At 62.9% G+C, this 24,178-nt stretch carries 19 protein-coding genes and 1 pseudogene; 13 read left to right on the top strand and 7 right to left on the bottom strand.

Annotated features, from left to right (window positions below; all coding sequences use genetic code 11):
• The first annotated feature begins 41 nt into the window (after window positions 1-41).
• Entirely contained in the window at window positions 42-1,682 is a 1,641-nt protein-coding gene (locus AB3X96_RS11060) for an AMP-binding protein (RefSeq protein ID WP_368589736.1), read from the top strand.
• Between the two features lie 33 nt (window positions 1,683-1,715).
• Window positions 1,716-2,939 (top strand): dienelactone hydrolase family protein, encoded by a 1,224-nt coding sequence (locus AB3X96_RS11055; protein ID WP_368589735.1) that lies wholly within the window; start codon window positions 1,716-1,718, stop codon window positions 2,937-2,939.
• Between the two features lie 89 nt (window positions 2,940-3,028).
• Here the strand turns inward: AB3X96_RS11055 and AB3X96_RS11050 are convergent, their stop codons facing one another.
• Window positions 3,029-3,403 (bottom strand): hypothetical protein, encoded by a 375-nt coding sequence (locus AB3X96_RS11050; RefSeq protein WP_368589734.1) that lies wholly within the window; start codon window positions 3,401-3,403, stop codon window positions 3,029-3,031.
• A complete protein-coding gene (locus AB3X96_RS11045; protein WP_368589733.1) occupies window positions 3,400-4,614 on the bottom strand; it encodes a DUF6402 family protein in 1,215 nt (404 codons plus the stop codon). Before AB3X96_RS11045 ends, AB3X96_RS11050 begins: the two co-directional genes overlap by 4 nt.
• Window positions 4,615-4,918: 304 nt before the next feature.
• Here AB3X96_RS11045 and AB3X96_RS11040 point away from each other — a divergent pair, with 304 nt between their 5' ends.
• The 3 genes from AB3X96_RS11040 to AB3X96_RS11030 all read left to right on the top strand — a co-directional run bounded on the left by AB3X96_RS11040 (window position 4,919) and on the right by AB3X96_RS11030 (window position 8,105).
• Complete coding sequence (locus AB3X96_RS11040; protein WP_368589732.1) at window positions 4,919-5,593, top strand: glutathione S-transferase family protein; 675 nt, start codon at window positions 4,919-4,921, stop codon at window positions 5,591-5,593.
• A 139-nt stretch (window positions 5,594-5,732) separates the two neighbouring features.
• Window positions 5,733-7,226, top strand: coding sequence for a DHA2 family efflux MFS transporter permease subunit (locus tag AB3X96_RS11035; protein WP_368589731.1), 1,494 nt, complete (start codon window positions 5,733-5,735; stop codon window positions 7,224-7,226).
• Window positions 7,227-7,271: 45 nt separating this feature from the next.
• Window positions 7,272-8,105, top strand: coding sequence for a GyrI-like domain-containing protein (locus AB3X96_RS11030; protein ID WP_368589730.1), 834 nt, complete (start codon window positions 7,272-7,274; stop codon window positions 8,103-8,105).
• Window positions 8,106-8,163: 58 nt separating this feature from the next.
• Here AB3X96_RS11030 and AB3X96_RS11025 read toward each other — a convergent pair whose 3' ends face one another.
• Both AB3X96_RS11025 and AB3X96_RS11020 read right to left on the bottom strand, forming a co-directional pair.
• Window positions 8,164-9,528, bottom strand: coding sequence for an MFS transporter (locus tag AB3X96_RS11025; RefSeq protein WP_368589729.1), 1,365 nt, complete (start codon window positions 9,526-9,528; stop codon window positions 8,164-8,166).
• Between the two features lie 355 nt (window positions 9,529-9,883).
• Window positions 9,884-10,756, bottom strand: a complete 873-nt coding sequence (locus AB3X96_RS11020; RefSeq protein WP_368589728.1) for a GyrI-like domain-containing protein — start codon at window positions 10,754-10,756, stop codon at window positions 9,884-9,886.
• A gap of 149 nt (window positions 10,757-10,905) precedes the next feature.
• Between AB3X96_RS11020 and AB3X96_RS11015 the strand changes: the two genes are divergently transcribed.
• The 3 genes from AB3X96_RS11015 to AB3X96_RS11005 all read left to right on the top strand — a co-directional run bounded on the left by AB3X96_RS11015 (window position 10,906) and on the right by AB3X96_RS11005 (window position 13,905).
• On the top strand, window positions 10,906-11,289 hold the full coding sequence (locus AB3X96_RS11015; protein ID WP_368589727.1) for a hypothetical protein: 384 nt from the start codon (window positions 10,906-10,908) through the stop codon (window positions 11,287-11,289).
• 401 nt (window positions 11,290-11,690) lie between these two features.
• Window positions 11,691-13,265, top strand: coding sequence for a PQQ-binding-like beta-propeller repeat protein (locus tag AB3X96_RS11010; protein WP_368589726.1), 1,575 nt, complete (start codon window positions 11,691-11,693; stop codon window positions 13,263-13,265).
• A 142-nt stretch (window positions 13,266-13,407) separates the two neighbouring features.
• The gene (locus tag AB3X96_RS11005; protein ID WP_368589818.1) at window positions 13,408-13,905 is read left to right on the top strand and encodes an N-acetyltransferase family protein; all 498 of its coding nucleotides are present in this window, start codon (window positions 13,408-13,410) and stop codon (window positions 13,903-13,905) included.
• A gap of 75 nt (window positions 13,906-13,980) precedes the next feature.
• Here AB3X96_RS11005 and AB3X96_RS11000 read toward each other — a convergent pair.
• The 3 genes and pseudogenes from AB3X96_RS11000 to AB3X96_RS10990 all read right to left on the bottom strand — a co-directional run.
• A pseudogene (locus tag AB3X96_RS11000) lies at window positions 13,981-14,103 on the bottom strand (flavin reductase); the annotation flags it as partial.
• 168 nt (window positions 14,104-14,271) lie between these two features.
• Window positions 14,272-14,607 carry a hypothetical protein gene (locus tag AB3X96_RS10995; protein WP_176106988.1) on the bottom strand — a complete coding sequence of 112 codons (336 nt, stop codon included), beginning with the start codon at window positions 14,605-14,607 and terminating at the stop codon, window positions 14,272-14,274.
• A 203-nt stretch (window positions 14,608-14,810) separates the two neighbouring features.
• A complete protein-coding gene (locus AB3X96_RS10990; protein ID WP_368589725.1) occupies window positions 14,811-16,412 on the bottom strand; it encodes a PLP-dependent aminotransferase family protein in 1,602 nt (533 codons plus the stop codon).
• A 93-nt stretch (window positions 16,413-16,505) separates the two neighbouring features.
• On the opposite strand from AB3X96_RS10990, the gene AB3X96_RS10985 reads away from it, so the two are divergent.
• From AB3X96_RS10985 to AB3X96_RS10965, 5 genes are all read left to right on the top strand, one after another.
• Window positions 16,506-17,240 (top strand): GNAT family N-acetyltransferase, encoded by a 735-nt coding sequence (locus AB3X96_RS10985; protein WP_368589724.1) that lies wholly within the window; start codon window positions 16,506-16,508, stop codon window positions 17,238-17,240.
• A gap of 208 nt (window positions 17,241-17,448) precedes the next feature.
• On the top strand, window positions 17,449-18,111 hold the full coding sequence (locus AB3X96_RS10980) for a VC0807 family protein (protein ID WP_368589723.1): 663 nt from the start codon (window positions 17,449-17,451) through the stop codon (window positions 18,109-18,111).
• A gap of 220 nt (window positions 18,112-18,331) precedes the next feature.
• Window positions 18,332-19,849 carry an efflux transporter outer membrane subunit gene (locus AB3X96_RS10975; RefSeq protein ID WP_368589722.1) on the top strand — a complete coding sequence of 506 codons (1,518 nt, stop codon included), beginning with the start codon at window positions 18,332-18,334 and terminating at the stop codon, window positions 19,847-19,849.
• A 54-nt stretch (window positions 19,850-19,903) separates the two neighbouring features.
• The gene (locus AB3X96_RS10970; RefSeq protein ID WP_176378731.1) at window positions 19,904-21,055 is read left to right on the top strand and encodes an efflux RND transporter periplasmic adaptor subunit; all 1,152 of its coding nucleotides are present in this window, start codon (window positions 19,904-19,906) and stop codon (window positions 21,053-21,055) included.
• Between the two features lie 16 nt (window positions 21,056-21,071).
• A complete protein-coding gene (locus tag AB3X96_RS10965; RefSeq protein WP_368589721.1) occupies window positions 21,072-24,140 on the top strand; it encodes an efflux RND transporter permease subunit in 3,069 nt (1,022 codons plus the stop codon).
• Window positions 24,141-24,178 lie beyond the last annotated feature (38 nt).

Genomic DNA, 24,178 nt, shown 5'->3' with positions numbered 1-24,178 from the left:
AACGAAGCGCATTTTCCGGCTCAACGCCCCGGGAGACCATGATGGAACCGTCAGCACACGTCGATACTTTCGCGCGCGACAATCTTCCGCCGCAGGATCAATGGCCCGTCTTTCTGCTCGACAATCCGGACGTCGCCTATCCGCCGCGGCTGAACTGCGCGACGGAACTGCTGGAGCGGACCATCGAGGCGGGGCATCGCGACCGGCCGGCGATCTGGTCCGACGTGCATGGCAAGCCGCAAGCGACCAAGTACGGCGAACTGCTCGCGCTGGTCAACCGCAGCGCGCATGTGCTCGTCGATGAAATGGGCTTGCGGCCCGGCAACCGCGTGCTGCTGCGTGGACCGAACACGTTGCAGATGGCCGTCGCCACACTCGCGGCGCTGAAGGCGGGGCTCGTCGTCGTGCCGACCATGCCGCTGCTGCGCGCGAAGGAACTCAAGCAGATCATCGAGAAAGCGCAGGTCAGCGCCGCGCTTTGCGACGCGCGCCTGACAGCGGAACTCGAGCGCTGCACGAATCCGCGCGACGAGTTCTACTGCGCAGTGCTGAAGCAGACGCGCCGCTTTCACGACGATTCCGCCGATTCGCTCGAGACGCTCGCCGCCAACAAGCCCGAGCACTTCACCGCATGCGACACCGCCGCCGACGACGTCTGCCTGATCGCGTTCACGAGCGGCACGACCGGCGCGCCGAAAGGCTGCATGCATTTCCATCGCGACATGATCGCGATGTGCGATCTGTTCCCGCGTCATGTGCTGAAGCCTTCCGCGAGCGACATCTTCTGCGGCACGCCGCCGCTCGCGTTCACGTTCGGGCTCGGCGGCCTGCTGTGCTTTCCGCTGCGCGTCGGTGCGTCGACGGTGCTCGTTGAAAAGCTCACGCCGCAGACCTTGCTCGACGTGGTCGAACGTTTTCATGCGACCGTGATGTTCACCGCGCCGACGTTCTATCGGCAGATGGCGCCGCTCGTCGCGCAACACGACGTGTCGTCGCTGATAAAGACCGTGTCGGCCGGCGAGGCGCTGCCCGATTCGACGCGGAGTCTGTGGCGCGACGCGACTGGCATCGACATGATCGACGGCATCGGCGGCACCGAGCTGATTCACATCTTCGTTTCGTCGCAAGGCGCGGAGATCCGCCCGCACGCGATCGGCCGCGCGGTGCCGGGCTACGTCGTGCAAGCCGTCGATGACGACATGCACCCGGTACCGCCCGGCACGATCGGCAAACTGGCGGTGCGCGGGCCGACCGGCTGCCGCTATCTGGCCGACGACAGACAGTTGCACTTCGTGCGCGATGGCTGGAACCTGCCGGGCGATTCGGTCTATCTCGACGCGGAAGGCTACGTGTTCTACCAGGCGCGCGCCGACGACATGATCGTGTCGGCCGGCTACAACATCTCCGGTCCTGAAGTGGAAAGCGTGCTGATGCAGCACGAGGCGGTGGCCGAATGCGGCGTGATCGGCGTGCCCGACGAAACGCGCGGGCAGATCGTGCGGGCCTTCGTCGTGGTGAACCCCGGCTACACGGCCGACGATAAACTGGTCGCGCAACTGCAGGATTTCGTTAAGAATAACGTCGCGCCGTATAAATATCCGCGCGTCATCACGTTCGTCGGCGCGCTGCCGCGCACCGAAACGGGCAAGCTCAAACGTTTCGAGTTGCGCATGATGACGTAACCCGTATAGATCATAAGACTGGAGACAGACCGCATGGCCGGCTCTTTCATCGAAGTCCTCGCCCACGATGGCGGCCGTTTCAACGCTTACGTCGCGCGCCCCGCGCAGGGCTCGGGCCCGGGGCTCGTGCTGCTGCAGGAAATCTTCGGCGTCAATGACACGATGAAGGCGACGGCCGATCGCTACGCCGAAGAAGGCTACGTCGTGCTCGTGCCCGATCTGTTCTGGCGCATCAAGCCGGGCATTTCGCTTGGCTACGGCGACGCCGATATGAAACAGGCCCTCGGCTATCTGGGGCAGTTCGATACGGATGTCGCCGTGAAGGACATCGCCGCCACGATCGCCATGTTGCGCGAACTGCCCGAGCAGGCCGGCAAGGTGGGCGTGGTCGGCTACTGCCTCGGCGGCAAGCTCGCGTTTCTGAGCGCGGCGCGCACCGAAATCGATTGCGCGGTCAGCTATTACGGCGTGGGGCTTGACGCGCATCTCGACGAAGTATCGGCAATCAACTGCCCGATGGTGTTCCACTTCCCTGAAAACGACGCGCACTGCCCGCCCGAAACGCGCGAACGCATCGGCGCCGCACTGCGTACGCGGCCGCAGATCGAGCAATATGTGTATCCCGGCTGCAATCACGCGTTCGCCGCGCCGCAGCGCAAGCAGTACGACAAGCCCGCCGCGATGATGGCGTACTCGCGCACGCTCGCGCTGCTGCGCAAGGTGCTCGGTCCAGTCTACGATCTGAACACGCTGTGGGAAGCGCATTGCTATCACGAGTTCGCGACACGCGACGTCGATGCGGTGATGCCGACGATGGTCGCCGAGCCCTACGTCAATCACGTGCCGACGATGACGGGCGGTGTCGGGCATGACAATCTGAAGCGCTTTTACACGCAACATTTCGTCAACTCGAATCCGCCCGATACGAAGCTGATCCCGATTTCGCGCACGATCGGCTCGGATCGCGTCGTCGATGAGTTCATTTTCAGTTGCACGCATAGCTGCGAGATCGACTGGCTGCTGCCGGGCGTCGCGCCGACCGGCAAGTACTTCGAGGTGCCGATGCTCGCCGTGGTGTGCTTCCGCGGTGACAAGCTTTATAACGAGCACATCTATTGGGATCAGGCTTCGGTGCTCGTGCAGGTGGGGTTGCTCGATCCGGAGGGTTTGCCGGTGGCGGGGATTGAGAGTGCGAGGAAGTTGCTGGATGAGACTTTGCCGTCGAATGGGTTGATGGGGGGTAAGTCTAAGGTTTAAGGAGGTGGTGCTGCCGTCGCTGTGCATCGTCCGAATGACTCGCGCCGGCAGCGCGTATTAATGACGGCATGCGAGGACGAAGAAGCTCGTCATCCCCTCGATGAAAATCTGGCGATCATCCGGTCATAGAATGACGGCGGCAGTTTTATGAACGACGCGTCGTCGCCGCCACGGGAAAATGAAACGCCTTCGTCGTCCACCCAGATCAATTCAGGAACAGGTGTGCTGAAGGTTCTGCGCACCAGCAATTTGCCTGACGAGGCGTCGTAGACCTGACCGCGATAGTCCGGATCGTTGCCGCCTCGCCATTGGAGCAGGCATCGCTCTGCAATGTAGCGGCCGTTTTTTGACGTGCTTTTGATGCATTCGCTCGCATTCCCGGTATCGGCGTGCGTCGCGACGAGAAGTACGGCAAACACTGCAAGCACTATCGCGGCCGATCCGATCGATCGCCGCCGTTTCATAAATACACCTTGATCGGTGGGTCGATTCGAACAAACTTTCGATCCGAATAGATCACGAAGTCACCTCCTCGGTGGTGTTTTATTGCCCACTCTCTAAAGTCCTTATTGTGAACCGGGTAGTACACGTTGCCATTGACCTTCGGGTTCCCCAGTGCAACCGGATAGGAAAAGTACAATCGCGGTTTGTTCAGGTATGACATGGCGCCGTTGTACGCCAGAACGATCACTCCGTTCTTGCTCCAATGACCGAGATATTGCGATACTTCGCCAGGCTTGTCGGTGAAGTCGTAGCTATCCTTGATATAAACATAGATACCCGAGATTTCTGCCACCCTGGAATTGCCTTCCCTGCGAAAGTCGGCGTACCCCAAGGCTGCGTATATGCAGAATGACCCCAGCGCGCCGGTCAGATCGTCCGGGACACCGTTGTTGTGGAAACCTGCATAGAGGAGCTCTCCGATCTTCTGAGATAGCGAACTTCCGACCTTCACATATTGAAACTGGAATTTCTGGTGAAGCTTCGAAAGATTCTCTCCGCACTCGGTTCTCGAATCAAGACATGGTCTTCCAGCATATGGCTGGAGAATCTCCTTAAGCGCCTGCCTTGCCCGTGACGTACGAATATGCGTCGCTATCAACTCCTCGTATTGGTCTTTGGCTCGTCGATGTTTCAATACCCATTCGAGCTTGATCGTTGTCGTGTCGTACATATCCGGAGGATAGTGCTCCCCTTTCTGATTGACTTCACCGACAACGTCTTTATCGGTAGGAGCGTAGTTGAGTTCGCCGGCAAACCACCGCTCCATTAGCTTTGCCGACACTGGCATAAATTCCTTGCGCATAGCGCCGGGAATCTCCTGAATGTCGAACGACGGGACAATCTTCTCTTGTTTCTGCTTTGCATGCCGTACTGGCGGGAGGTCCTTCGGCGGATCGGGCGCATCCAACCAGGACTTGAAGCGCGACAAGGCGCCGGTTATTTTCTCTATATCATCGAAAAATTTGACCGATGGATCGGATCGGCCCGGCTTACGGGCGAGTTTGCTCGGTGTCACCTTCGGTTCTGGTGGCTTTGGCAGCAGCGGCGGGGCTTTATCCATTGAAAGCCGCGCTTCCCGAACAACGGTGCAACCCTCGGCACCATCGAATCGCTTCCACCGCCACAGAAGCTTGTTTACCTTGAAATAGGGAATCTTATCCTCGTCGCTCATAACTAGATCGTCTTATTCAATTTTTCCAGGCCCGGATACGCGAAACTCCGGCTGAAAGCTATCTCCTCTTCAATTTGATTTTTGACTGTCAAATCAGTTGATCGCAATCAGAGAATGCTGAAAACGGCTCGGAGCAGACATCCGAGCCGTAAGATATGTTTCCTGCAGCGGACCATTAATGTTCAGTACATCGACGTCTTCTTCACCGCGAGCCTTTCTTCGTGTATAGAGCACCGACACTAGAACACCGCCTCCTCACAAGCCGCCTATCATGTAACGCTCCAACCATCACCGCACGCCACTCATGCTCACCGTCCATCATCTGAACAACTCCCGCTCGCAACGCGTGCTGTGGCTGCTCGAAGAACTCGGCGTTCCGTACGAGATCAAGCGTTACGAGCGTGATCCAAAGACGATGCTCGCGCCGCCCGAACTGCGTGCGATCCATCCGCTCGGCAAGTCGCCCGTCATTACCGACAATGGCCTCACGATCGCCGAGTCGGGCGCGATCATCGAGTACCTCGTCGACAGATACGGCGCGGGGCGCTTCGCGCCGCCGTCTGGCACGCCGGAGCGCTTGCGCTATACGTACTGGCTGCACTACGCGGAAGGCTCGGCGATGCCGCCGCTGCTGCTCAAGCTCATCGCGCGACGCATCGCCAACGCGTCGATGCCATTCTTCGCGAAGCCGATCGCACGCAAGATCGCGGCGAGTTTGCAAGCGAACTTCGTCGATCCGCAATTGAGGCTGCATTTCGGCTATATCGACAACGAGCTCGGCGCGACCGGCTGGTTCGCCGGCAACGACTTCACCGCCGCCGACGTCCAAATGAGCTTCCCGCTCGAAGCCGCCACCGCGCGCGGCATCACTGCGCGATTGCCCGCGATAGGCGCGTTTTTGCAGCGCACTCACGCCCGGCCCGCGTATCAGCGCGCGCTCGAACGCGGCGGCAAATACGAAATTCTCACCGGCGATTGATGCGGAACCGCGCGCCGCTTCGCGCGGCGCAGCCGCCCAGGATTTCGTAGTTGGACGCGAAATGCGCGGGTGCTAGACTCGAAAACCCATCGTCGGTGATCGACCGAATCCGCGTAAATCCGCGTAAAGGGGCACCCGCATGACCCACTCCCTCCACGGCAAGCAACGTTGGCTCGCACTGATCGTGCTCTGCCTCGGCGTGCTGATGATCGTGCTCGACACGACCATCGTGAACGTCGCGCTGCCGTCCATCGCCGCCGATCTCGGCTTTAGCGAAACCTCCCTCGTATGGGTCGTCAACGCCTACATGTTGACGTTCGGCGGCTGTCTGCTGCTCGGGGGACGGCTTGGCGATCTGTACGGACACCGCAAGCTGTTCCTGTGCGGCATTACGCTCTTCACGCTCGCTTCGCTCGCCTGCGGCCTCGCGAATTCGCAAGTGCTGCTGGTCGCCGCGCGCGCCGTGCAGGGCCTGGGTGGCGCGATCGTCTCGGCAGTCTCGTTGTCGCTGATCATGAATCTGTTCACCGAACCCGGCGAACGCGCGAAAGCGATGGGCGTGTATGGCTTCGTCTGCGCGGGCGGCGGCAGCATCGGCGTGCTGCTCGGCGGACTGCTCACCAATCTGCTGAGCTGGCACTGGATCTTTCTGGTCAACCTGCCGATCGGCATTGCGGTGTACTCGCTGTGCCTCGGGCTCTTGCCCGCCGCGCGCGGACACGCGCACGGCGAACGGCTCGACGTGGCCGGTGCGCTCAGCGTGACCGCATCGCTGATGCTGGCGGTCTATGCAATCGTCAACGGCAACGAAGCGGGCTGGACTTCTGCGCAAACGCTCGGCCCGCTGTGCGTCGCGCTCGCGCTGCTTGCGGTGTTCCTCGCAATCGAGGCGAGAGTCGAACATCCGTTGATGCCACTCGGTCTGCTGCGTTTGCGCAATGTCGCGACCGCGAACGTGGTCGGCGTGTTATGGGCGGCCGCGATGTTCGCGTGGTTCTTTATTTCGGCGCTGTATCTGCAGCGCGTGCTCGGGTACCGGCCGTTGCAGGTGGGGCTCGCGTTTCTGCCCGCGAATCTGATCATGGGACTCTTTTCGCTGGGATTGTCGGCGCGTGTTGTGATGCGTTTCGGGCTGCGCGGGCCGCTCGCGGCGGGCCTGCTGATCGCTGCATGCGGGCTCGCGCTGTTCGCGCGAGCGCCCGTCGACGGCAGCTTCGTCCCCGACGTGTTGCCCGGCATGTTGCTGCTCGGCTTCGGCGCCGGCATCGCATTCAACCCGCTGCTGCTCGCCGCGATGAGCGATGTCGATCCCGCCGATTCGGGCCTCGCGTCGGGCATCGTCAATACGTCGTTCATGATGGGCGGGGCGCTCGGGCTCGCGGTGCTCGCGAGTCTTGCCGCGGCGCGCAGCGAGGCAATGCAGGCGTCGTCGAGCGCGGCGGCCGCGCTGAACAGCGGGTATCACGTCGCGTTTCTGTTTGGGGCGGTCTTTGCGGCGGCGGCCGGCGTGCTGGGTGGGCTGTTGCTGAGGCCGGGGCAGGCGGGCGGCGCTGCGGGCGCGCAGAGTGATGTGGTGGAGTCGCCCCGGCCCTCCGCCGCGACTGCAAAACAGCAAGCGCGATCAAATGCCTGAGTTCGCCGCTGACTATGCTGGCTTCATGCTGACATGAGAGCTGACATGAACCCGGTTGGAAAAGCGCTCTGGTATATCGAAAGCCACTTCGCGGGCGAATTGACGCTCGACGACATCGCCCGCGGTGGCTGCGTATCGCGCTTTCATCTCGCTCGCGCGTTCGAAGCGGCCACCGGGATGCCGGTGATGCGCTACGTTCGCGCACGGCGTTTGAGCGAGGCCGCACGACGTCTCGCCGATGGTGCGCCCGACATCCTCGCGGTCGCCCTCGACGCCGGTTACGGCTCTCACGAAGCATTCACGCGCGCGTTTCGCGACCAGTTCGGGCTCACGCCCGATGCGCTGCGCGCGCGGGGTCATCTCGACAACCTGAGCATCGTGGAGCCGATCAAAATGGACGAAACCCTTCTGACCCATCTGGAACCGCCGCGCTTCGAAGACGGCAAGCCGCTTCTCATCGCTGGACTGAGCGAGCGCTATACGTGCGAGACCAGCAAGGCGATTCCCTCTCAATGGCAGCGCTTTGGCGCCTGGTACGGCAGGGTGCCGGGACAGGTCGGCAAGGTGGCTTATGGCGTTGGCTATAACGCCGACGAATTGGGCAACTTCGACTATATGTGCGGCGTCGAAGTCAGCGATTTTTCCGCATTGCCGCCGGAGCTGAGTCGCGTACGCATCGCGGCGCAACGCTATGCGGTGTTCAGTCATCGCGAGCACATCTCGGGCATTCGTCGCACGATGAATACGATCTGGAATCAGTGGTTGCCCGCATCAGGGCACGTGCCTGCCGATGCACCGCATTTCGAACGGTATGGCGAGCAGTTCGATCCGGTGACGGGAATGGGTGGAGTCGAAGTCTGGTTGCCGCTGATAAGCTGATGCCTGATTCGGCGGATGGCCGCGGTTGGCCGCTGCGACCGGCCATCCGCCTGATCGATCACGGAGTGGCGTGTCCCCGATCATGCAATGCATGCACGTCGTCGTATTCCCGCGAAATGTCCTTATTCGTGTAATCGCTCAATCGCATAGCGGCGGCCACGCTAATCACCGCACACACGAACACATACCACGCCACCGCAAATCCCGAATGGAAGTAGGCATAAAGCGCGGTCGCAATCAACGGTGCCGGACCGCCAGCGATGACGGAAGCCAACTGGTATCCCATCGACGCGCCGCTGTAGCGCAAGCGCCCCGTGAACGATTCTGCGATCAACGCGGCTTGGGGACCATACATCATTGCGTGCGGCACCAGCGAAAGCACGATCGCCGCGAAGATCCATCCCGGGTTATGAGTTCCGACCATGACGAAGTACAGGAAACCGAATAGCCCGACAGCAGCGGCGCCTATCACATACATGCGTCGGCGTCCGATCAGATCGGACACGTGACCGAACAACGGAATCGTGAAGAATTCCAGCACCGAAGCAGCCAGCACCGCGGTGAGCAACAGATCGCGTGTAACGCCCAGACTCATCACGCCATAGGTGAAGATAAAAGCCGTGAAGATATAGAAAGGCGCCTGTTCGGCCATACGCGCAAGAGCCGACAGAAGAATGTCTTTCGGCTGCCGGCGCAAGACTTCACGCATTGGCGCCTTTTCGATCCTGCGCTCAGCGAGAAGCTTCGCGAAGATCGGCGTCTCGAGGATACTCAAGCGGATATAAAGGCCAATCGCGACCAGCGCAATACTGAGGAAAAACGGCACTCGCCAGCCCCACGCGAGAAACGCGCTACCGGAGATCCGACTGGTGGCCAGTACCACCAGATTCGCGACGAACAATCCCGCCGGTACGCCGAACTGCGGCCACGACGCGACGAAACCACGGTGCTTGTTGGTGCGTGCCCATTCCATCGACATCAGCACAGAACCGCCCCACTCGCCTCCCACGCCCACACCCTGAATAAAGCGCAGAGCCGTGAGCGCGATGGCCCCCCAGATGCCGATCGACGCGTAGGTCGGAACGAAGCCGACGGCGAATGTCGCGACTCCCATCAGCAATAGCGTCACGATCAACGTTGCTTTACGTCCGATGCGATCGCCATAGTGGCCGAAAATCGCCGCGCCCACCGGCCGCGCGATAAAGCCGACGGCGTAAATCAGAAAAGCCTGGAGTGTGCCGACGAGCGGGTCCGATTCAGGAAAAAACAGCTTCGCGAATACCAGACCAGTGACCGTGCTGTACAGGAAGAAGTCATACCATTCGATCGTGGTACCAATCGTGCTGGCGATGACAGCGCGGCGCAACTGGCGCCGTGCCTCCTCATCGGAGAGGGGCATAGCCCCAGATTGCGTGGCGGCCATTTGATATCTCCCCAAAATGGACGGGTGACATCCTCAGTTGACACTTAGGATATTGGGTGGTTCCGGTGATTAGGCGAGATGCCGAAAGCGGAACCGCCTTTCGGCTCCTGTCCTGGCCGAGAGCCTGAATCGATGAAAACCCGTATCTGAACCATTATTCGCAGAGATCGGGGCTTTGTTTCAAAGATACATTCCGCAACTGCATTTTTTGCCGCATCTACAATCCGGCCATCATCGCTTCAATGCAATTGATACCGACGCGAAAATTCGATCGGAGCCCGAATGAACCCAAACTTCGCAGACCTCGCGCAGAACGGTTAGGCATCTCATATGCTGATCGACTCCGTTCCCCGAGTCACACCAACGGAATGTAGATATCCGTCTGCCATTGATCGAATGGCGTCTCGGGATAGACGCTCAGGTAGTGGAAAAACAGCGGATGATCTCGCAACTCTTCTCCACTCGAAGGCAGCCAGTCCCGATAGATCGGGTAGATCGTCTCGCCGATGTGATCGGTCGATCCCGCGTGTCGCACCACTGCGCACCGTCCGCCCGGCATGACGAGTTCGCGCACGCCATAGCGATTCGGTGCGACCGGCTCGTCGATCTCTCCGCAGATATCGAAGCGGAATTCCTCCGCTGGCACGGTGTCCGGATTGCCGTGCGGGATGCCGAAGGTCCTGCTCGACCCCACCGGCGATTGTCCGCTTTGAATACGCCAATCGATGAACTTGCGCGCACTCTCGTTGACGAGTCCAGGTGAACCACAATGCTCGAGCGCGGCAACCCGGGTTTCCGCAAAATCGACGATTTTCACTTGCATGGTCAGTCTCCTCGAAAGATAGGGAACAATAAAACTCGCACTCCAGAACTGCCATGCTGGATGCCGTCGAAACGCGCTCGGCGCCATGCCGAACGCACGCTTGAACGCGCGGCTGAAGGCTTCGGGACTGTCGAAGCCGGCGTCGAGCGCGGCATCGAGAACCGAGCACGACGCCCGCGATGCGAGGCGGTGAGCCGCGCGACGCAAGCGCATCAACTGCACGTAGCGTGCGACGGGCACGCCGACATACGCGACAAACTGTCGATGGAAATGGAACATCGAGAAGTTTGCGATACGGCTTAGCGCGTCGACCGACAGATCGCCCTCGAGGTTTGCGTCGATATAGGCGAGAACGGCCTCGAAGCGTTTAGCGTAAGCGGCGGTGGCGTCTGTGTGAGTTAGCATGGTCTGGATCGTGCGAGTTCCGATATGGTCGCCGAGGTTGGACACATCTTACCTAGCCGGACTTGCTCGATCTTCGATTGGCTCGCTGCCGAGCCTGGACAATCTGCGTAAACTTATTCCTTTGCGTCGCTTCCTGAGATTATCCGCCGATGCCCTCTTCGATCAGCAATTCGCTCCTCTGGATCTTCGACGCGTTCGAACGCGATCCGACTTATCTGCGCCGGCGGATGTTTGGCAGCGATGCCGCGTATATCGACGGCCTGTTGTGTCTGGTCGCGGCCGATCGCGATAAGCCGTGGAATGGCCTGCTCGTCTGTACATCGCAGGAACGCCATGCTGCGCTGATTGCCGATCTGCCTGCATTGCGGCCTCACCCTGTACTCGGGAAGTGGCTTTATGTGCCGCAGGAGGACCCTGCGTTTGAAGACACTGTCGAGCAGTTGACGGCGCTCGTTCTGGAGCGGGACTCGCGAGTGGGGGTGGAACCAAAGCCGAAAAAGCGGCGCGGAAAGTCGGTATTGCCGGAGGCTTGAAGCGCGTCAGACTCTTGCCGGCGAACCCGGCAAGCCTTCTTTGCCTTTCAGATACCCCACTCCCTCCGCCAGACCAAATTCACGCCGTGCCCCATCCCTCGACCAACGCACATCGAATATCGCAACGATGCCGAGAACTCATTTTATTCAAATAGCATAGATACTCGAAATAACTTCGCAATGTAGAAATCACCATTTGATTCGGTGTGCCTGACATGAAGCACTCTGTGCGATTCCGCACATTACGCCAATGCGCCTTGAGTAGGCGTTCACTATATTTTCGATTGCCCCACCACCCTACGGCCAAAGATTGTTTAGTTAGTCGGTCTTATTAACAGTCTTTATTCCGGCTTCGCAAAAAGCGCAAACGCAGCTTTCCAAATAATCACTGAGGAGACGACATGAGAACTGACACGTTGCATTTAACGTGTGCGCTGCTATTCGGTTTGACAACGAGCAGCATTGCCTACGCGACCGATTGGACGACCTCCGGAAACGATTTGATGAACTCCCGAAATCAGGCGAATGAATCGGCGATTGGTCCGAAGACAGCGAGCTCCCTTCACAAGCTCTGGGCAACTGATACGAGCGGAAACGTGACGGCGACCCCTGCTCTCGATGACAGCTATGCCTATTTCCCGGATTCCGCGGGCTATCTCTACAAAGTCGACAGGAAGACCGGTCAAGTTGTCTGGAAGAACCTCGTATCGTCCTACACGGACATCCCTAACGACTACGCGCGTGCAACGCCCGCTATCTCCGGAAACGTACTGATACTCGGCAATCAAAGCGGCAAACTGTCGAGTCCGCAACCGGCCCAGGTCTTTGCCGTCGACAAGAACACCGGCCTGCGGCTTTGGCACACGCAAGTCGATCCAACCACGTATTCAATGGTCACGCAGTCTGCCGTCATCGCGAACGGTACGGCTTTCGTAGGAACCACATCGAACGAAGAATTGATGGCCGCCTATGTCCCCCCGCCTGCGTGGCAGTGGAGTTTCCGCGGCAGCGTCGTCGCGCTCGAGGTCGCGACCGGCGCAATCAAGTGGCAGACATACACGATGCCGACGGGTTATTACGGCGGCTCCGTCTGGGGAAGCACGGGCGCCGTCGACGTCGATCGCAATACGGTGTTCATGGGTTCCGGCAACAACTGGGCAGTACCTCAGGCCGTACTCGATTGCATGAACAGCGGCGGCACGCCGACATCGTGCATCGACCCGAACGACCACTTCGACTCGATCCTCGCGCTGGACATGACGACGGGCGCAGTCAAATGGTCCGCGCGCGGACTGCCGTACGACACGTGGAATGTCGGCTGCGGCCTCAACGTCCCGGGCGTCTTCACTCTTCCGCCGAACGCCAACTGCCCCAATCCGCAGGGTCCGGACTGGGACTTCGCGCAAGGGCCGATGCTCTTCGGTGGCAATGGCAATGCCGGCCGACTGGTCGGCGCGGGACAAAAGAGCGGGATGTTCTGGGCCTTCGATGAAGAAACGGGCGCACTGCGTTGGTCCACCCAGGTCGCCCCCGGCGGACTCACAGGCGGTCTGCAGTGGGGATCGGCCAACGACGGCCAATTTATTTACGTTGCGGCATCGAACAGCGGGATGACCGGCTCGGGCACGACGCCAGGCGTATGGCAGTTGGCGAACGGCGGCGGCACCACCACGTCGGGCGGCTGGGCATCGCTCAACGCGAATTCCGGCGCGGTGAAGTGGACCACGCCGGACCCACTCGGAAGCCGCGCGGAGGCAGCGGTCAGTGTCGCGAATGGCGTGGTGTTCGGATGCAATCTCGACTACACGAAAGGCACGATGTACGCGCTCGATTCTTCCAACGGAAAAGTACTGTGGTCATTCGATAGCGGCGGCGCGTGCAATGCCGGACCGGCCGTTGCGGACGGCGTGGTGTTCTGGGGCTCTGGTTCAACGAACGGACCGGGGCCGCAAAAATTGTTCGCCTTCGGTCTGTAGGAAACGCCAAAGGCCTCGTCCTTTCACGGCGGGGCCTTTGGCTCTTTGCTACGATGTGAGTCTGTTCCGAGGCCGGCGCATTTGGCGCGTGCGTACCGCCAGCCGGACCGGAATCACCACCGAACTCACCGAGCACCAGACCTTGACGATCCACATCCGCCCCGCCACCGCCTCCGACGCCCCCCTGATCCTGCGCTTCATCACCGAACTTGCGATCTACGAGAAAGCCGAGCACGAAGTCGTCGCCGGTATCAAAGACATCGAGAAAAGCCTGTTTTCCGAGGGCGCGCCCGCGAAAGCGCTGATCTGCGAAATGAACGGCGAGCCCGTCGGTTTTTGCGTGTACTTCTTTTCGTATTCGACGTGGCTCGGCAAGCAAGGGCTTTATCTGGAAGACCTGTACGTGTCGCCCGCATCGCGCGGCAGCGGCGCGGGCAAACAGATGCTGCGCCATCTCGCGCAAATCGCCTGCGAAACGGGCTGCGGCCGCTTCGAATGGAGCGTGCTCGACTGGAACGAGCCGGCCATCGGCTTCTACAAGTCGATCGGCGCGAATCCGCAAAGCGAATGGGTGCGTTACCGTCTCGCGGGCGACGCGCTCAAGGCATTCGCCGAAGGCGAAACCGCACCGAACACCTAAGCGCGAACACTGAGCGAAGGCCGCGACGGGCGCCACCTCGAACGCATCGCCCGTCGCGAAGAAAGTGCCGCCTGCCGCCCACGAGGCGGCCATCACGTTCGATCGACCAGTGTGCGCGCTGGTGATCAGCGTCACGGGTCCGTGATTGAGCAGTTGAGTCGCGCGCGACAATTCCACGGGTTCTCGGGTGGCGTTCATGGCATCCGATGGCGTCGAAAGGATGACGCTGATCGTAGTGGGGCGGGAGAAATGCGATGCGCGCAGTGCGCAGCCGCAGTGTGGAGCGATGGGCGGGCAAATCGAGCTGCCAGGCGGCAGCCCACGAGCCGCCGCCCGACCAGACTTCAAGCGAACTTCAATGGCCGCTCAATGATGCGGCGCCTTGCCGTTCGGCACCACATTGTGCGGCTTGTGCTGCTCTTCGCCGAGTCCCGGGAAGAACGCGTTCCAGGCGGCGCGCACACCCTGCGCCGCGGTGGCCTCGGCGCTGACCGACTCGGCCGCGCCGTCCGCGGCTTTCGACGGATCGGCGGATAGGCCGCGCCAATGCGTGAACACGAGCAACGGCTTTTCGGTCCATACGCCGTCGCCAAATTTCGCAAACGCCGTGTCCCCGCTCGCCAACTGCACCTCGTACCAGCCTTCGCGTACGGGTGTATGGATGGCCAGCTCAAACCACGGGGTCGGTTCGATTTCCTTCATATCGTCTCCGGTCGGATAAATCGTCATCGAAAACCACACTCAATGCATTGTTCGTGCCCATCGCCGGCGCCACACCTGCGACGCGGCGGGCCGCGCAACCACGGCACATGCGGGCAGACCCAGCCAGACCCAGCACCTCCGAGCGAAGTCGCCGCGCATACGACACGATAGCGCGACATGGTCCGGGCGGACAAACGTAAAACTTACATATCCTGGGTGGCGGGCGTACGACGTTGCGGGGTGGGCTTTTTGCGGGAGCGGGCGGGTTTTCCAGCGGGTTTTCCGGCGGATTTTGCCGCGCGCTTCGCAGCCGGTCGCGCCTCGCTCCGCATCTCACGCACCAGCTCCGCCAGCGCTTTCACCGCCGGCCCCAAGCGCTCCGCCTCCGTATTGCCATACCCGATCACGAGCCCGTTGGTCTGCTCCGACGCCCCCATCGCGAACCCCGACAGCGCGCGCGGACCGAGCCCCAACGCCTGCGCCCGCGCCGTCAGCGCGCGATCGTCGAGCGACGCGGGCAGCCGCAGCGTCAGATGCATCCCGCAATCGCCGCCAAGAATCGTCGCCGCCGGAAAATGCTCGGCCAGCGCGTCGCGCAGCGCCTGCTGGCGCTCGCGGTACAGCCGCCGCATCCGCCCGAGATGCCGCCCGAATTCGCCGCTTTCGAGGAAATGCGCGAGCGCCAGTTGCTCCAGCCGGTGCCCGCCGCGCAGCATCTCTTGCAGCGCAACAGCGGCATGCGCGGCGATCGCCCGAGGCAGCACGACGAAGCCGATGCGCAGCGCCGGAAACATCGTCTTGCTGAACGAGCCGACGTACAGCACGGGCGCCTCGTCGACGAGGCCCTGCATGCTCGCGATCGGCTCGCCGGTGTGGCGCACCTCGCCGTCGTAATCGTCCTCGATCAGCCACGCGCCGCAACGCCGCGCCTCTGCAATCAGTTCGAGCCGCCGCGCCACCGACAACACCGCGCCGGTCGGATACTGATGCGCGGGCGACGTGTAGATCAGCTTCGGCGGATGCGTGCGCCACGCGTCGGCCGGCACGGCCATGCCTTCGGCATCGACGGGAATCGGCAGCAAGCGCAAATCGCCCGCGTTGAAAGCGGCCTTCGCGCCGCGGTAGCCGGGGTCCTCGGTCCATGCGATATCGCCGGGATTGGTCAGTAGCCGCACGCACAGGTTCAGCGCCTCCTGCGCGCCCTCGGTGATCACGACCTGCGAGCCGTCGCAGCGCACGCCGCGCGCCATCCGCAGATGCGCGGCGATCGCGTCGCGCAACGCCGGTTCGCCGGCCGGCGTGCCGTAGCCGAGCGCGTGCGGTAAGGCGCGCTCCATCGCACGTTCGAGCGCGCGCCGCCACGCGGCCAGCGGGAAGCGGTCGAGCGCGGGCGTGCCGGGGGTCAGCGCATAGCTGTTGTCGGCGTGCTTGTGCGTCGCCGCGAACTGCTCGACGCGCGTCGCGTACAGGACCTCCGGCGCGGCCGGCGCCGTCGCCCGCTCGCCGCGCGCGGCGGGGCTCGACAGCGGACTCACGCGCGTGCCCTGACGATCGGCGATGACGTAGCCCACCGCGGCGAGATGTTCGTAAGCGATCACGACGGTGTTGCGCGACACGCCCATTTCGGCGGCGAGCAGCCGCGACGACGGCAGCAACGACCCGGCCGGCAGACGGCCGGCGTGAATCGCCTGCTGCAGACGTTCGATCAGCTGCTTTTGCAGCGGCGCGGGCCGAGTGGCCCCGCTGGCGCCGCTCGCGGCGGAAACGTCGTTCGCATGGACGAGCGGTCCGATAATTTCGATCATGGTGGCTGGACCTATCGAATAAGCGTCTCGTGGATCTTTTGAACATACCACGTTTGCCGTATCGTTCCTGCATCGACGACCAGGAGGAAGGACATGGAACCCACACGTAACGCCTACGGCCAGCCGATCGGCGCGCCCATGCCCGGCTGGCACGGCGCGCAGCCGCCGGGCCGCGAGCCGCTGAGCGGCCGCTATTGCCGGCTCGAAGCCGTCGACGTCGAGCGCCACGCGGCCGACCTGTTCGACGCATACCGCTCGGCCACCGACGGCCGCGACTGGACCTATCTGGCGGTCGGCCCGTTCGACAGCCTCGCGGCCTATCGCGAGCACCTGACGCGGATGGCGGCATCGAAAGATCCGCTGCACTACGCGGTGATCGACCTCGCGACGGGCAAGCCGGTCGGCACGCTGTCGCTGATGCGGATCGATCCGGCCAACGGCGTGATCGAAGTCGGCCACGTCACGTATTCGCCGCGACTCAAGCGCACGCGCGTCGCAACTGATGCCATGTACCTGCTGCTCGCCGAAGTGTTCGACAAGCTCGGTTACCGCCGTTTCGAATGGAAATGCGATTCGCTGAACGAGCCGTCGCGCAAGGCTGCGCTGCGCTACGGGTTCACGTTCGAGGGGATCTTCCGGCAGGCGATCGTCTACCGCGAGCGCAATCGCGACACGGCGTGGTTTTCGATCATCGACAGCGAATGGCCGGCGTTGCGCTCGTGTTATCAGCGGTGGCTGGACGCGGGCAATTTCGATGCGCAAGGGCAGCAGGTCGAGCGGCTTGCCGATCTGATCGCGCAGCGGCGAGCGGCGGACGAGGCCCGGTAAAACCAGGCGATCGCATCGGCGCGCCGCCGATGCCCCGCACGCGGCGCGCTTGCACCAGCCTTTCGCTGCGCGCCGCCCACCCCGGCAACGCGCGCAACTTCGCCCTACACTGGCTCCATACGTTCGTGCGCCGCTGCCGAAGCGCGATTGTCACAGCGCACCAGCATGTGCCGCGCATGCCTCCTTCCATGCCGTTACAGCCCAGCCGATGAAATCCCGCCTGCGCTACCTGAGCGCATTGCTCTTCAATCTCGCGCTGCCCTTGCTTGTCTACCGGCTCGCGTTTCCGCACTGGGGGCAGACGGGCGCGCTCGCCGCATCGGCGTTGCCGCTGATCGCATGGATGACGGTGGATCTGCTGCGTTACCGGCATTTCGACGCGCTGAGCGCACTCGTGCTCGCGGGCGTGCTGCCAGCGCTCGCCACGAGCCTCGTGTTCGGCGACGCGCGTCTACTGTTGATCGAAGATCCTATGGTGTCTGGCTTTATCGGCATCACGTTTCTCGCGTCGCTCACGCTGCGCAAGCCGATGGTGTTCTATCTGGCGCGCTCGACGATGTCGCGCGAAGACCATCGCAGCGTGGAAGTGTTCGAGCGACATTGGCGCGATCGTCCGATGCTCTCCGCCTATATTCGCCTGATGACACTCGTCTGGGGGATTGGCATGATCGGCGAGAACATCCTGCGAAGCGCGATCGTGCTGCATTGGCCGAACGACCCGCGCTCGGCGCTTGCATCCACTGCGCTGCGTTATGGTGTGTACGTATCGCTGACGCTGTGGACGATCCTGATTCGCCGGCGTATCAAGAGGGACGCGCAGCGCTATCCGGCGGATGAGCAGGCGGCGGAGAGTTCGGCCGCAAATGCGTGAATGACCTCGCCGGCCGTGGCAGACAGCGCGCAGCTCCAGCCGTTATCACCACCCTCCTACGTGATCTCGTATCCGCCTTCCGCGGTTAGCGCCCGCGAGGCCAAGCGCGGCTCGCGCCGTGCGTGGTAAATTCCAGCGTCGGCAAGACAACTCCAAGAACGTTCGGGTGCCCTGAACATCTTCGTCCGGTCCACCCGCCCCTGGCGTACAAGGTAGATCGATGATCGACGTGAGTCAGCGTATTGTCTGGCGGCGCCTCTACGTTGCGCTGTGCAGTTGCATCGCGCTGGCCGGCTGCATGGTCGGCCCCGACTACCACGTGCCGCCCGCGCCGGCCACGAACACTTTCACCCCCACGCCACTGCCCGACCAGACCGCCTCCGCGCCCGGCCCCGCCGGCCTGCCGCAGCGTTTCGCGCCGGCCCAGGACATTCCCGCCGCGTGGTGGACGCTGTTTCATTGCGAGCCGCTCGACGCGCTGATCCGCGAGGCCATCGCCAATAGTCCGAACATGACCGCGGCCCAGGCCGCGTTGCGCCAGGCCCGCGAAAACTACATCGCGCAGGCGGGGGGCACCTTGCTGCCGAGCGTCGACGCGCAACTTAACGCCACGCGCGAAAAGATCAACGGCATCGCGTTCGGTCAGCCCGGCCTGGTCGAAGAATTCAATCTCTACAACGCGTCGGTCAACGTCTCGTACAAGCTCGACGTGTTCGGCGGCGCGCGGCGCGAACTCGAAGCGCTGCATGCGCAGATCGACTATCAGCGCTTCCAGCTGCAGGCCGCCTATCTGACGATATCGGCCAACATCGTGACCGCGGCGGTCAAGGAAGCGTCGGTGCGCGCACAGATCGACGCGACCGAGCGGATCGCCACCGAGGAAGAGCAGCAGCTGAACGTGCTCGACCAGCAACTCTCACTCGGCGGCGTGAGCCGCGCGGCCGTGCTCGCGCAGGAAACGCTGCTCGCGCAGACCCGCGCGACGCTGCCGCCGCTCTACCAGCAACTCGATCAGGCGCGCCATCAGCTTGCGGTGCTCGCCGGCAAACTGCCGAGCGACACGGGCGTGCCCGAATTCACACTCGACATGTTCTCGCTGCCCGACACGCTGCCCGTGAGCCTGCCGTCGTCGCTGGTGCGCCAGCGCCCCGACATCCTCGCCGCCGACGCCACGCTGCATCAGGCGAGTGCGCAGGTCGGCGTCGCGACCGCGGCGATGTATCCGCAGATCACGTTGTCCGCGAGCTACGGCGCCGAGGCGCTGACGCCCGCGCAAGTGCTCAGGGCGGGCAGCACGATCTGGAGCATCGGCGCGGGCTTGCTGCAACCGGTCTTTCACGGTGGCCAGCTGAGCGCGCAGAAGCGCGCGGCCGAGGCCGCCTATGAGCAGGCCGGCGCGCAATACCGCGAGACGGTGCTGCTCGCGTTCCAGAACGTCGCGGACACTCTGCGTGCGCTCGAACACGATGCGACCGGCCTCAAGGCGCAGACCGACGCGTCGCGCGCCGCGAGCGATTCGCTCGAACTGACGCGCGGGCAGTATCGCGTCGGCGGCGTGAGCTACCTCGCGCTGCTCGACGCGCAACGCCAGTATCAGCAGACAGTGGTGAGTCTCGCGCAGGCGCAGGCCGCGCGTTACGCCGACACGGCCGCGCTGTTCCAGGCGCTCGGCGGCGGCTGGTGGAATGGCGCGGCGCCCGAGTCGGCCGCCGCGCCCGCCGCCGCAACGCCACATTGACCGTGCCCTGACACAACCCTCAGCCCTCGCCCCAAGCCGAGCAAGGACATCACGATGGCCGAAAGAAAACCGATGACGAAGCGCATGGTGATCATGTTGATCTGCGTCGGCCTGCTGCTCGCCGGGCTGGTCGGCTTCAACCTGTTCCGCGCGCACATGTTCGCGAAGTTCATGGCGGCCAACACCACGCCGCCCGCGACGGTGTCGGCGGTGGTGGTCCACTATCAGTCGTGGCAGCCGCAGCTCGCGGCGGTCGGCAGCCTGCGCGCGGTGCGCGGCGTCGACGTGACGACCGAAGTCGCCGGCCTCGTGCGCCAGGTCGCGTTCGTGTCGGGGCAGGAAGCGAAAGCCGGGCAGATCCTCGTGCGACTCAATGACGACAGCGACGTCGCGCTGCTGCAATCGCTGCAGGCCGCGGCCGACCTCGCGCAGACGGTCTACGAGCGCGACCGCGCGCAGTACGACATCAAGGCGATCGCGAAAGCGCAGCTCGACGCCGATGCGGCGGACCTCAAGGGCAAGAAGGCGCAGGTCGCGCAACAGCAGGCGCTCGTCGACAAGAAGACGATTCGCGCGCCGTTCGCGGGGCGCCTCGGCATCACGACGATCAATCCGGGGCAATACCTGAATCCGGGCGATACGATCGTCACGCTGCAAGCCATCGATCCGATCTACGCCGACTTCTCGGTGCCGCAACAGCAGCTCGGCCAGCTCGCGATCGGCGCGACCGTCAGCGTCGATACCAACGCGTACAGCGGACGAAGCTTCACCGGCAAGATCCAGTCGATGAGCCCGAAAGTCGACAGCGCGACGCGCAACGTGCAGATCGAGGCGAGCGTCGACAATCGCGAGCGCAAGCTGCTGCCCGGCATGTACGCGAACGTGAAGATCGACTCGGGCGCCGAGGAGCGCCACTTAACGCTGCCGCAAACGGCGATCACCTACAACCCGTATGGCGCGACCGTGTTCATCGTGAAGCCCGGCACGCAGCCCAACGCGCAGGGCAAAACGCTGCCCGTCGCGCAGCAGGTGTTCGTGACGCCGGGCCCGACGCGCGGCGACCAGGTGGCGATTCTGAAGGGCGTCGACGACGGCACGCAGGTCGTGACGAGCGGCCAGCTCAAGCTGAAGAACGGCACGCCGCTGATCATCGACAACCGCGTCCAGCCGTCGGACAGTCCGAATCCGACGCCGCAGGAACAATAAGCGAGGCCGCCCGATCATGTTCACGGACATCTTCATCCGCCGGCCGGTACTCGCTTCGGTCGTGAGCCTGCTGATCCTCGTGCTCGGGCTGCGCGCGCTCGCGGTGCTGAAGGTCAGCCAGTATCCGCAGACCGAGAACGCGGTCGTCACGATCACGACGGCCTACTATGGCGCGAACCCGGACACCATCGCCGGCTTCATCACCCAGCCGCTCGAAGCGGCGATCGCGCAGGCGCAGGGCATCGACTATATGTCGTCGACGAGCATCACGGGCGTGTCGACGATCGTCGCGACGCTGCGTTTGAATTACGACGCCAACCGCGCGCTGACCGAGATCAACACGCAGATCGGCTCGGTGCGCAACCAGTTGCCGCCGCAGGCGCAGCAGCCGGTGCTGACGGTGCAGACCGGGCAGACCACCGACGCGATGTACATGGGCTTCTACAGCAGCGTGCTGCCGAGCAACAACGTCACCGACTACCTGTTGCGCGTGGTCAAGCCGAAGCTCGACTCGATCCAGGGCGTGCAGACCGCCGAAGTGCTCGGCGGCCGGCAGTTCGCGATGCGCGCGTGGCTGGATTCGGCGCGGCTCGCCGCGCACGGCGTCAGCGCGAGCGACGTGTTCGCCGCGCTCGGCAACAACAACTATCTCGCGACGCTCGGCACGACGAAGGGGCAGATGGTCAGCGTCGACCTCGAAGCGGGCACGGACCTGCATACCGTCGACGATTTCAAGCAACTCGTCGTCAAGCAGAAGAACGGCTCGATCGTGCGTCTCCAGGATGTCGCGAACGTCGTGCTCGGCGCCGACAGCTACGACTTCAACGTCGCGTTCAGCGGCAAGCGCTCGGTGTTCATCGGTATCAAGGTCGCGCCGGACGCGAACATTCTCGATGTGGCCAAGCGGGTGAAAACCGTGTTCCCCGATCTGCAGAGGCAGTTCCCGACCGGTATGACGGGCGACATCGTGTATGACGCGACCGACTTCGTGAACACCGCGATCAGGGAAGTGATCAAGACGCTCGTCGAAGCGCTCGTGATCGTCACCATCGTGATCTTCCTGTTTCTCGGCAGTTTCCGCGCGGTGATCGTGCCGTTGATCGCGATGCCGCTGTCGCTGATCGGCACGTTCTTCGTGATGCAGGCGCTCGGCTATTCGATCAATCTGCTGACGCTGCTCGCGCTCGTGCTCGCGATCGGGCTCGTCGTGGACGACGCGATCATCGTCGTCGAGAACGTCGATCGGCATATGAAGCACGAAGGCAAGACGCCGTTCGACGCGGCGCTGATCGCCGCGCGCGAACTCGGCGGCCCGATCGTCGCGATGACCGTCGTGCTGATCGCCGTGTACGCGCCGATCGGCTTCCAGGGCGGGCTGACTGGCGCGCTCTTCACCGAATTCGCGTTCACGCTCGCGGGGGCTGTGACGGTATCGGGCGTAATTGCGCTCACGTTGTCGCCGATGATGTGTTCGCGCTTCTTTCGCGCCGAGCAGGAGTCGGGACGTTTCGCGCGTTTCGTCGACCGTCAGTTCGAGCGCGTGCATCGCGGCTATGGCCGCCTGTTGCATGCGACGCTCGATACCTGGCCCGTGTTCGTGATCATGGGCGCGCTGCTGCTGTGCGGCACCGTGTATCTGTTCATGACCTCCAAGTCGGAACTCGCCCCGCAGGAAGACCAGGGCGTCGTGCTGTCGCAGATCATCGGGCCGCCGAACGCGACGATCCAGCAGATGCAGACCTACGCGGACCAGGTGTTCGATGCCTCGAAATCGCTCCCCGAGTACTCGCAGATGTTCCAGCTGACGGGTTCGCCGACCATCAACCAGGGCATCGGCGGGGTGCTGTTCAAGACCTGGGATCAGCGCGGCAAAAACGCGACCGTACTGCAGGAGGAATTGCAGCAGAAGTGGAATCAGATCGCGGGCGCACGCGTCGCAGCGTTCCAGTTTCCGCCGCTGCCGGGCTCGCAGGGCTTGCCGGTGCAGTTCGTAATCAGCACGACCGAGCCGTTCCAAAACCTCAACGAGGTGTCGCAAGCGGTGCTCGAAAAAGCGCGCGAGAGCGGCATGTTCTTCTTCGTCGATACCGACCTGAAAATCGACAAGCCGGAAGCGGTGCTCGTCGTCGATCGCGACAAGGTGGCCTCGCTCGGGCTGTCGCAAAGCGACGTCGGACAGGCGCTCGGTTCGGCGCTGGGCGGCGGCTACGTCAACTATTTCTCGATCGCGGGGCGTTCGTACAAGGTGATTCCGCAGGTGCTGCAGACCGATCGGCTCAATCCGTCGCAGGTGCTCGACTACTATCTGCGCACGCCGGACGGCAGCGTGATTCCGGCCTCGACGGTCGCGCATATCAAGCACAGTGTCGTGCCCGAATCGATCAATCACTTCCAGCAGTTGAACTCGGCGACGATCTCCGGCGTGACCGTGCCGGGCGTGTCGCAAGGCCAGGTGCTCGATTTTCTGCGCAAGGCGACCGCGCAGGTCGCGCCGGCCGGCTATTCGGCCGATTACTCGGGAGCGTCGCGCCAGTTCGTGCAGGAGTCGGGCGGCTTCGTCATTACGCTGCTGCTTGCGACGATCATCGTGTTCCTCGCGCTCGCGGCGCAATTCGAGAGCTTCCGCGATCCGATCGTGATCCTGATCTCGGTACCGATGGCGCTGTTCGGCGCGCTGATCTTCATCAACATCGGCCTGACTACGCTGAACATCTACACGCAGGTCGGCCTCGTCACGCTGATGGGACTCGTCAGCAAGCACGGCATTCTGATCGTGCAGTTCGCCAACGAACTGCAGCGCGCGGGCCGCGGCAAGCGCGAAGCGGTCGAGGAAGCCGCGGGCGTGCGGCTGCGTCCGATCCTGATGACGACCGCCGCGATGGTGCTCGGCGTGGTGCCGCTCGTGATCGCGTCGGGCGCGGGTGCGGCGGGCCGCAACGCGATGGGGCTCGTGATTTTCACAGGGATGTCGATCGGCACGCTGTTCACGTTGTTCGTCGTGCCGGCGATGTATATGTTTCTGGCCGCCGATCATCAGCGGCATGCTCAGGCGCCGAAAGCCGGCGAGGCGGGTCAGGCGGGTTAGGGCCTGGGTGTTCGCGTACCCGCTGCGCGTTCGTCACC

Origin of the sequence: Paraburkholderia sp. BR13439 (assembly GCF_040948805.1) — a bacterium.
In the GTDB taxonomy this organism is placed as follows: domain Bacteria; phylum Pseudomonadota; class Gammaproteobacteria; order Burkholderiales; family Burkholderiaceae; genus Paraburkholderia; species Paraburkholderia youngii.
The sequence above is the reverse complement of the archived record's forward strand: the minus strand, read 5'-3'. Positions and strand labels throughout refer to the sequence as shown.

Coding starts and splice junctions, on each gene's coding strand:
- AB3X96_RS11035 (WP_368589731.1), top strand. CDS start 5,733: ATGACCCACTCCCTCCACGGCAAGCAACGTTGGCTCGCACTGATCGTG.
- AB3X96_RS11040 (WP_368589732.1), top strand. CDS start 4,919: ATGCTCACCGTCCATCATCTGAACAACTCCCGCTCGCAACGCGTGCTG.
- AB3X96_RS11055 (WP_368589735.1), top strand. CDS start 1,716: ATGGCCGGCTCTTTCATCGAAGTCCTCGCCCACGATGGCGGCCGTTTC.
- AB3X96_RS11025 (WP_368589729.1), bottom strand. CDS start 9,528: ATGGCCGCCACGCAATCTGGGGCTATGCCCCTCTCCGATGAGGAGGCA.
- AB3X96_RS10970 (WP_176378731.1), top strand. CDS start 19,904: ATGGCCGAAAGAAAACCGATGACGAAGCGCATGGTGATCATGTTGATC.
- AB3X96_RS11015 (WP_368589727.1), top strand. CDS start 10,906: ATGCCCTCTTCGATCAGCAATTCGCTCCTCTGGATCTTCGACGCGTTC.
- AB3X96_RS10975 (WP_368589722.1), top strand. CDS start 18,332: ATGATCGACGTGAGTCAGCGTATTGTCTGGCGGCGCCTCTACGTTGCG.
- AB3X96_RS11045 (WP_368589733.1), bottom strand. CDS start 4,614: ATGAGCGACGAGGATAAGATTCCCTATTTCAAGGTAAACAAGCTTCTG.
- AB3X96_RS10990 (WP_368589725.1), bottom strand. CDS start 16,412: ATGATCGAAATTATCGGACCGCTCGTCCATGCGAACGACGTTTCCGCC.
- AB3X96_RS11060 (WP_368589736.1), top strand. CDS start 42: ATGGAACCGTCAGCACACGTCGATACTTTCGCGCGCGACAATCTTCCG.
- AB3X96_RS10995 (WP_176106988.1), bottom strand. CDS start 14,607: ATGAAGGAAATCGAACCGACCCCGTGGTTTGAGCTGGCCATCCATACA.
- AB3X96_RS10980 (WP_368589723.1), top strand. CDS start 17,449: ATGAAATCCCGCCTGCGCTACCTGAGCGCATTGCTCTTCAATCTCGCG.
- AB3X96_RS10965 (WP_368589721.1), top strand. CDS start 21,072: ATGTTCACGGACATCTTCATCCGCCGGCCGGTACTCGCTTCGGTCGTG.
- AB3X96_RS11020 (WP_368589728.1), bottom strand. CDS start 10,756: ATGCTAACTCACACAGACGCCACCGCCGCTTACGCTAAACGCTTCGAG.
- AB3X96_RS11010 (WP_368589726.1), top strand. CDS start 11,691: ATGAGAACTGACACGTTGCATTTAACGTGTGCGCTGCTATTCGGTTTG.
- AB3X96_RS10985 (WP_368589724.1), top strand. CDS start 16,506: ATGGAACCCACACGTAACGCCTACGGCCAGCCGATCGGCGCGCCCATG.
- AB3X96_RS11050 (WP_368589734.1), bottom strand. CDS start 3,403: ATGAAACGGCGGCGATCGATCGGATCGGCCGCGATAGTGCTTGCAGTG.
- AB3X96_RS11030 (WP_368589730.1), top strand. CDS start 7,272: ATGAACCCGGTTGGAAAAGCGCTCTGGTATATCGAAAGCCACTTCGCG.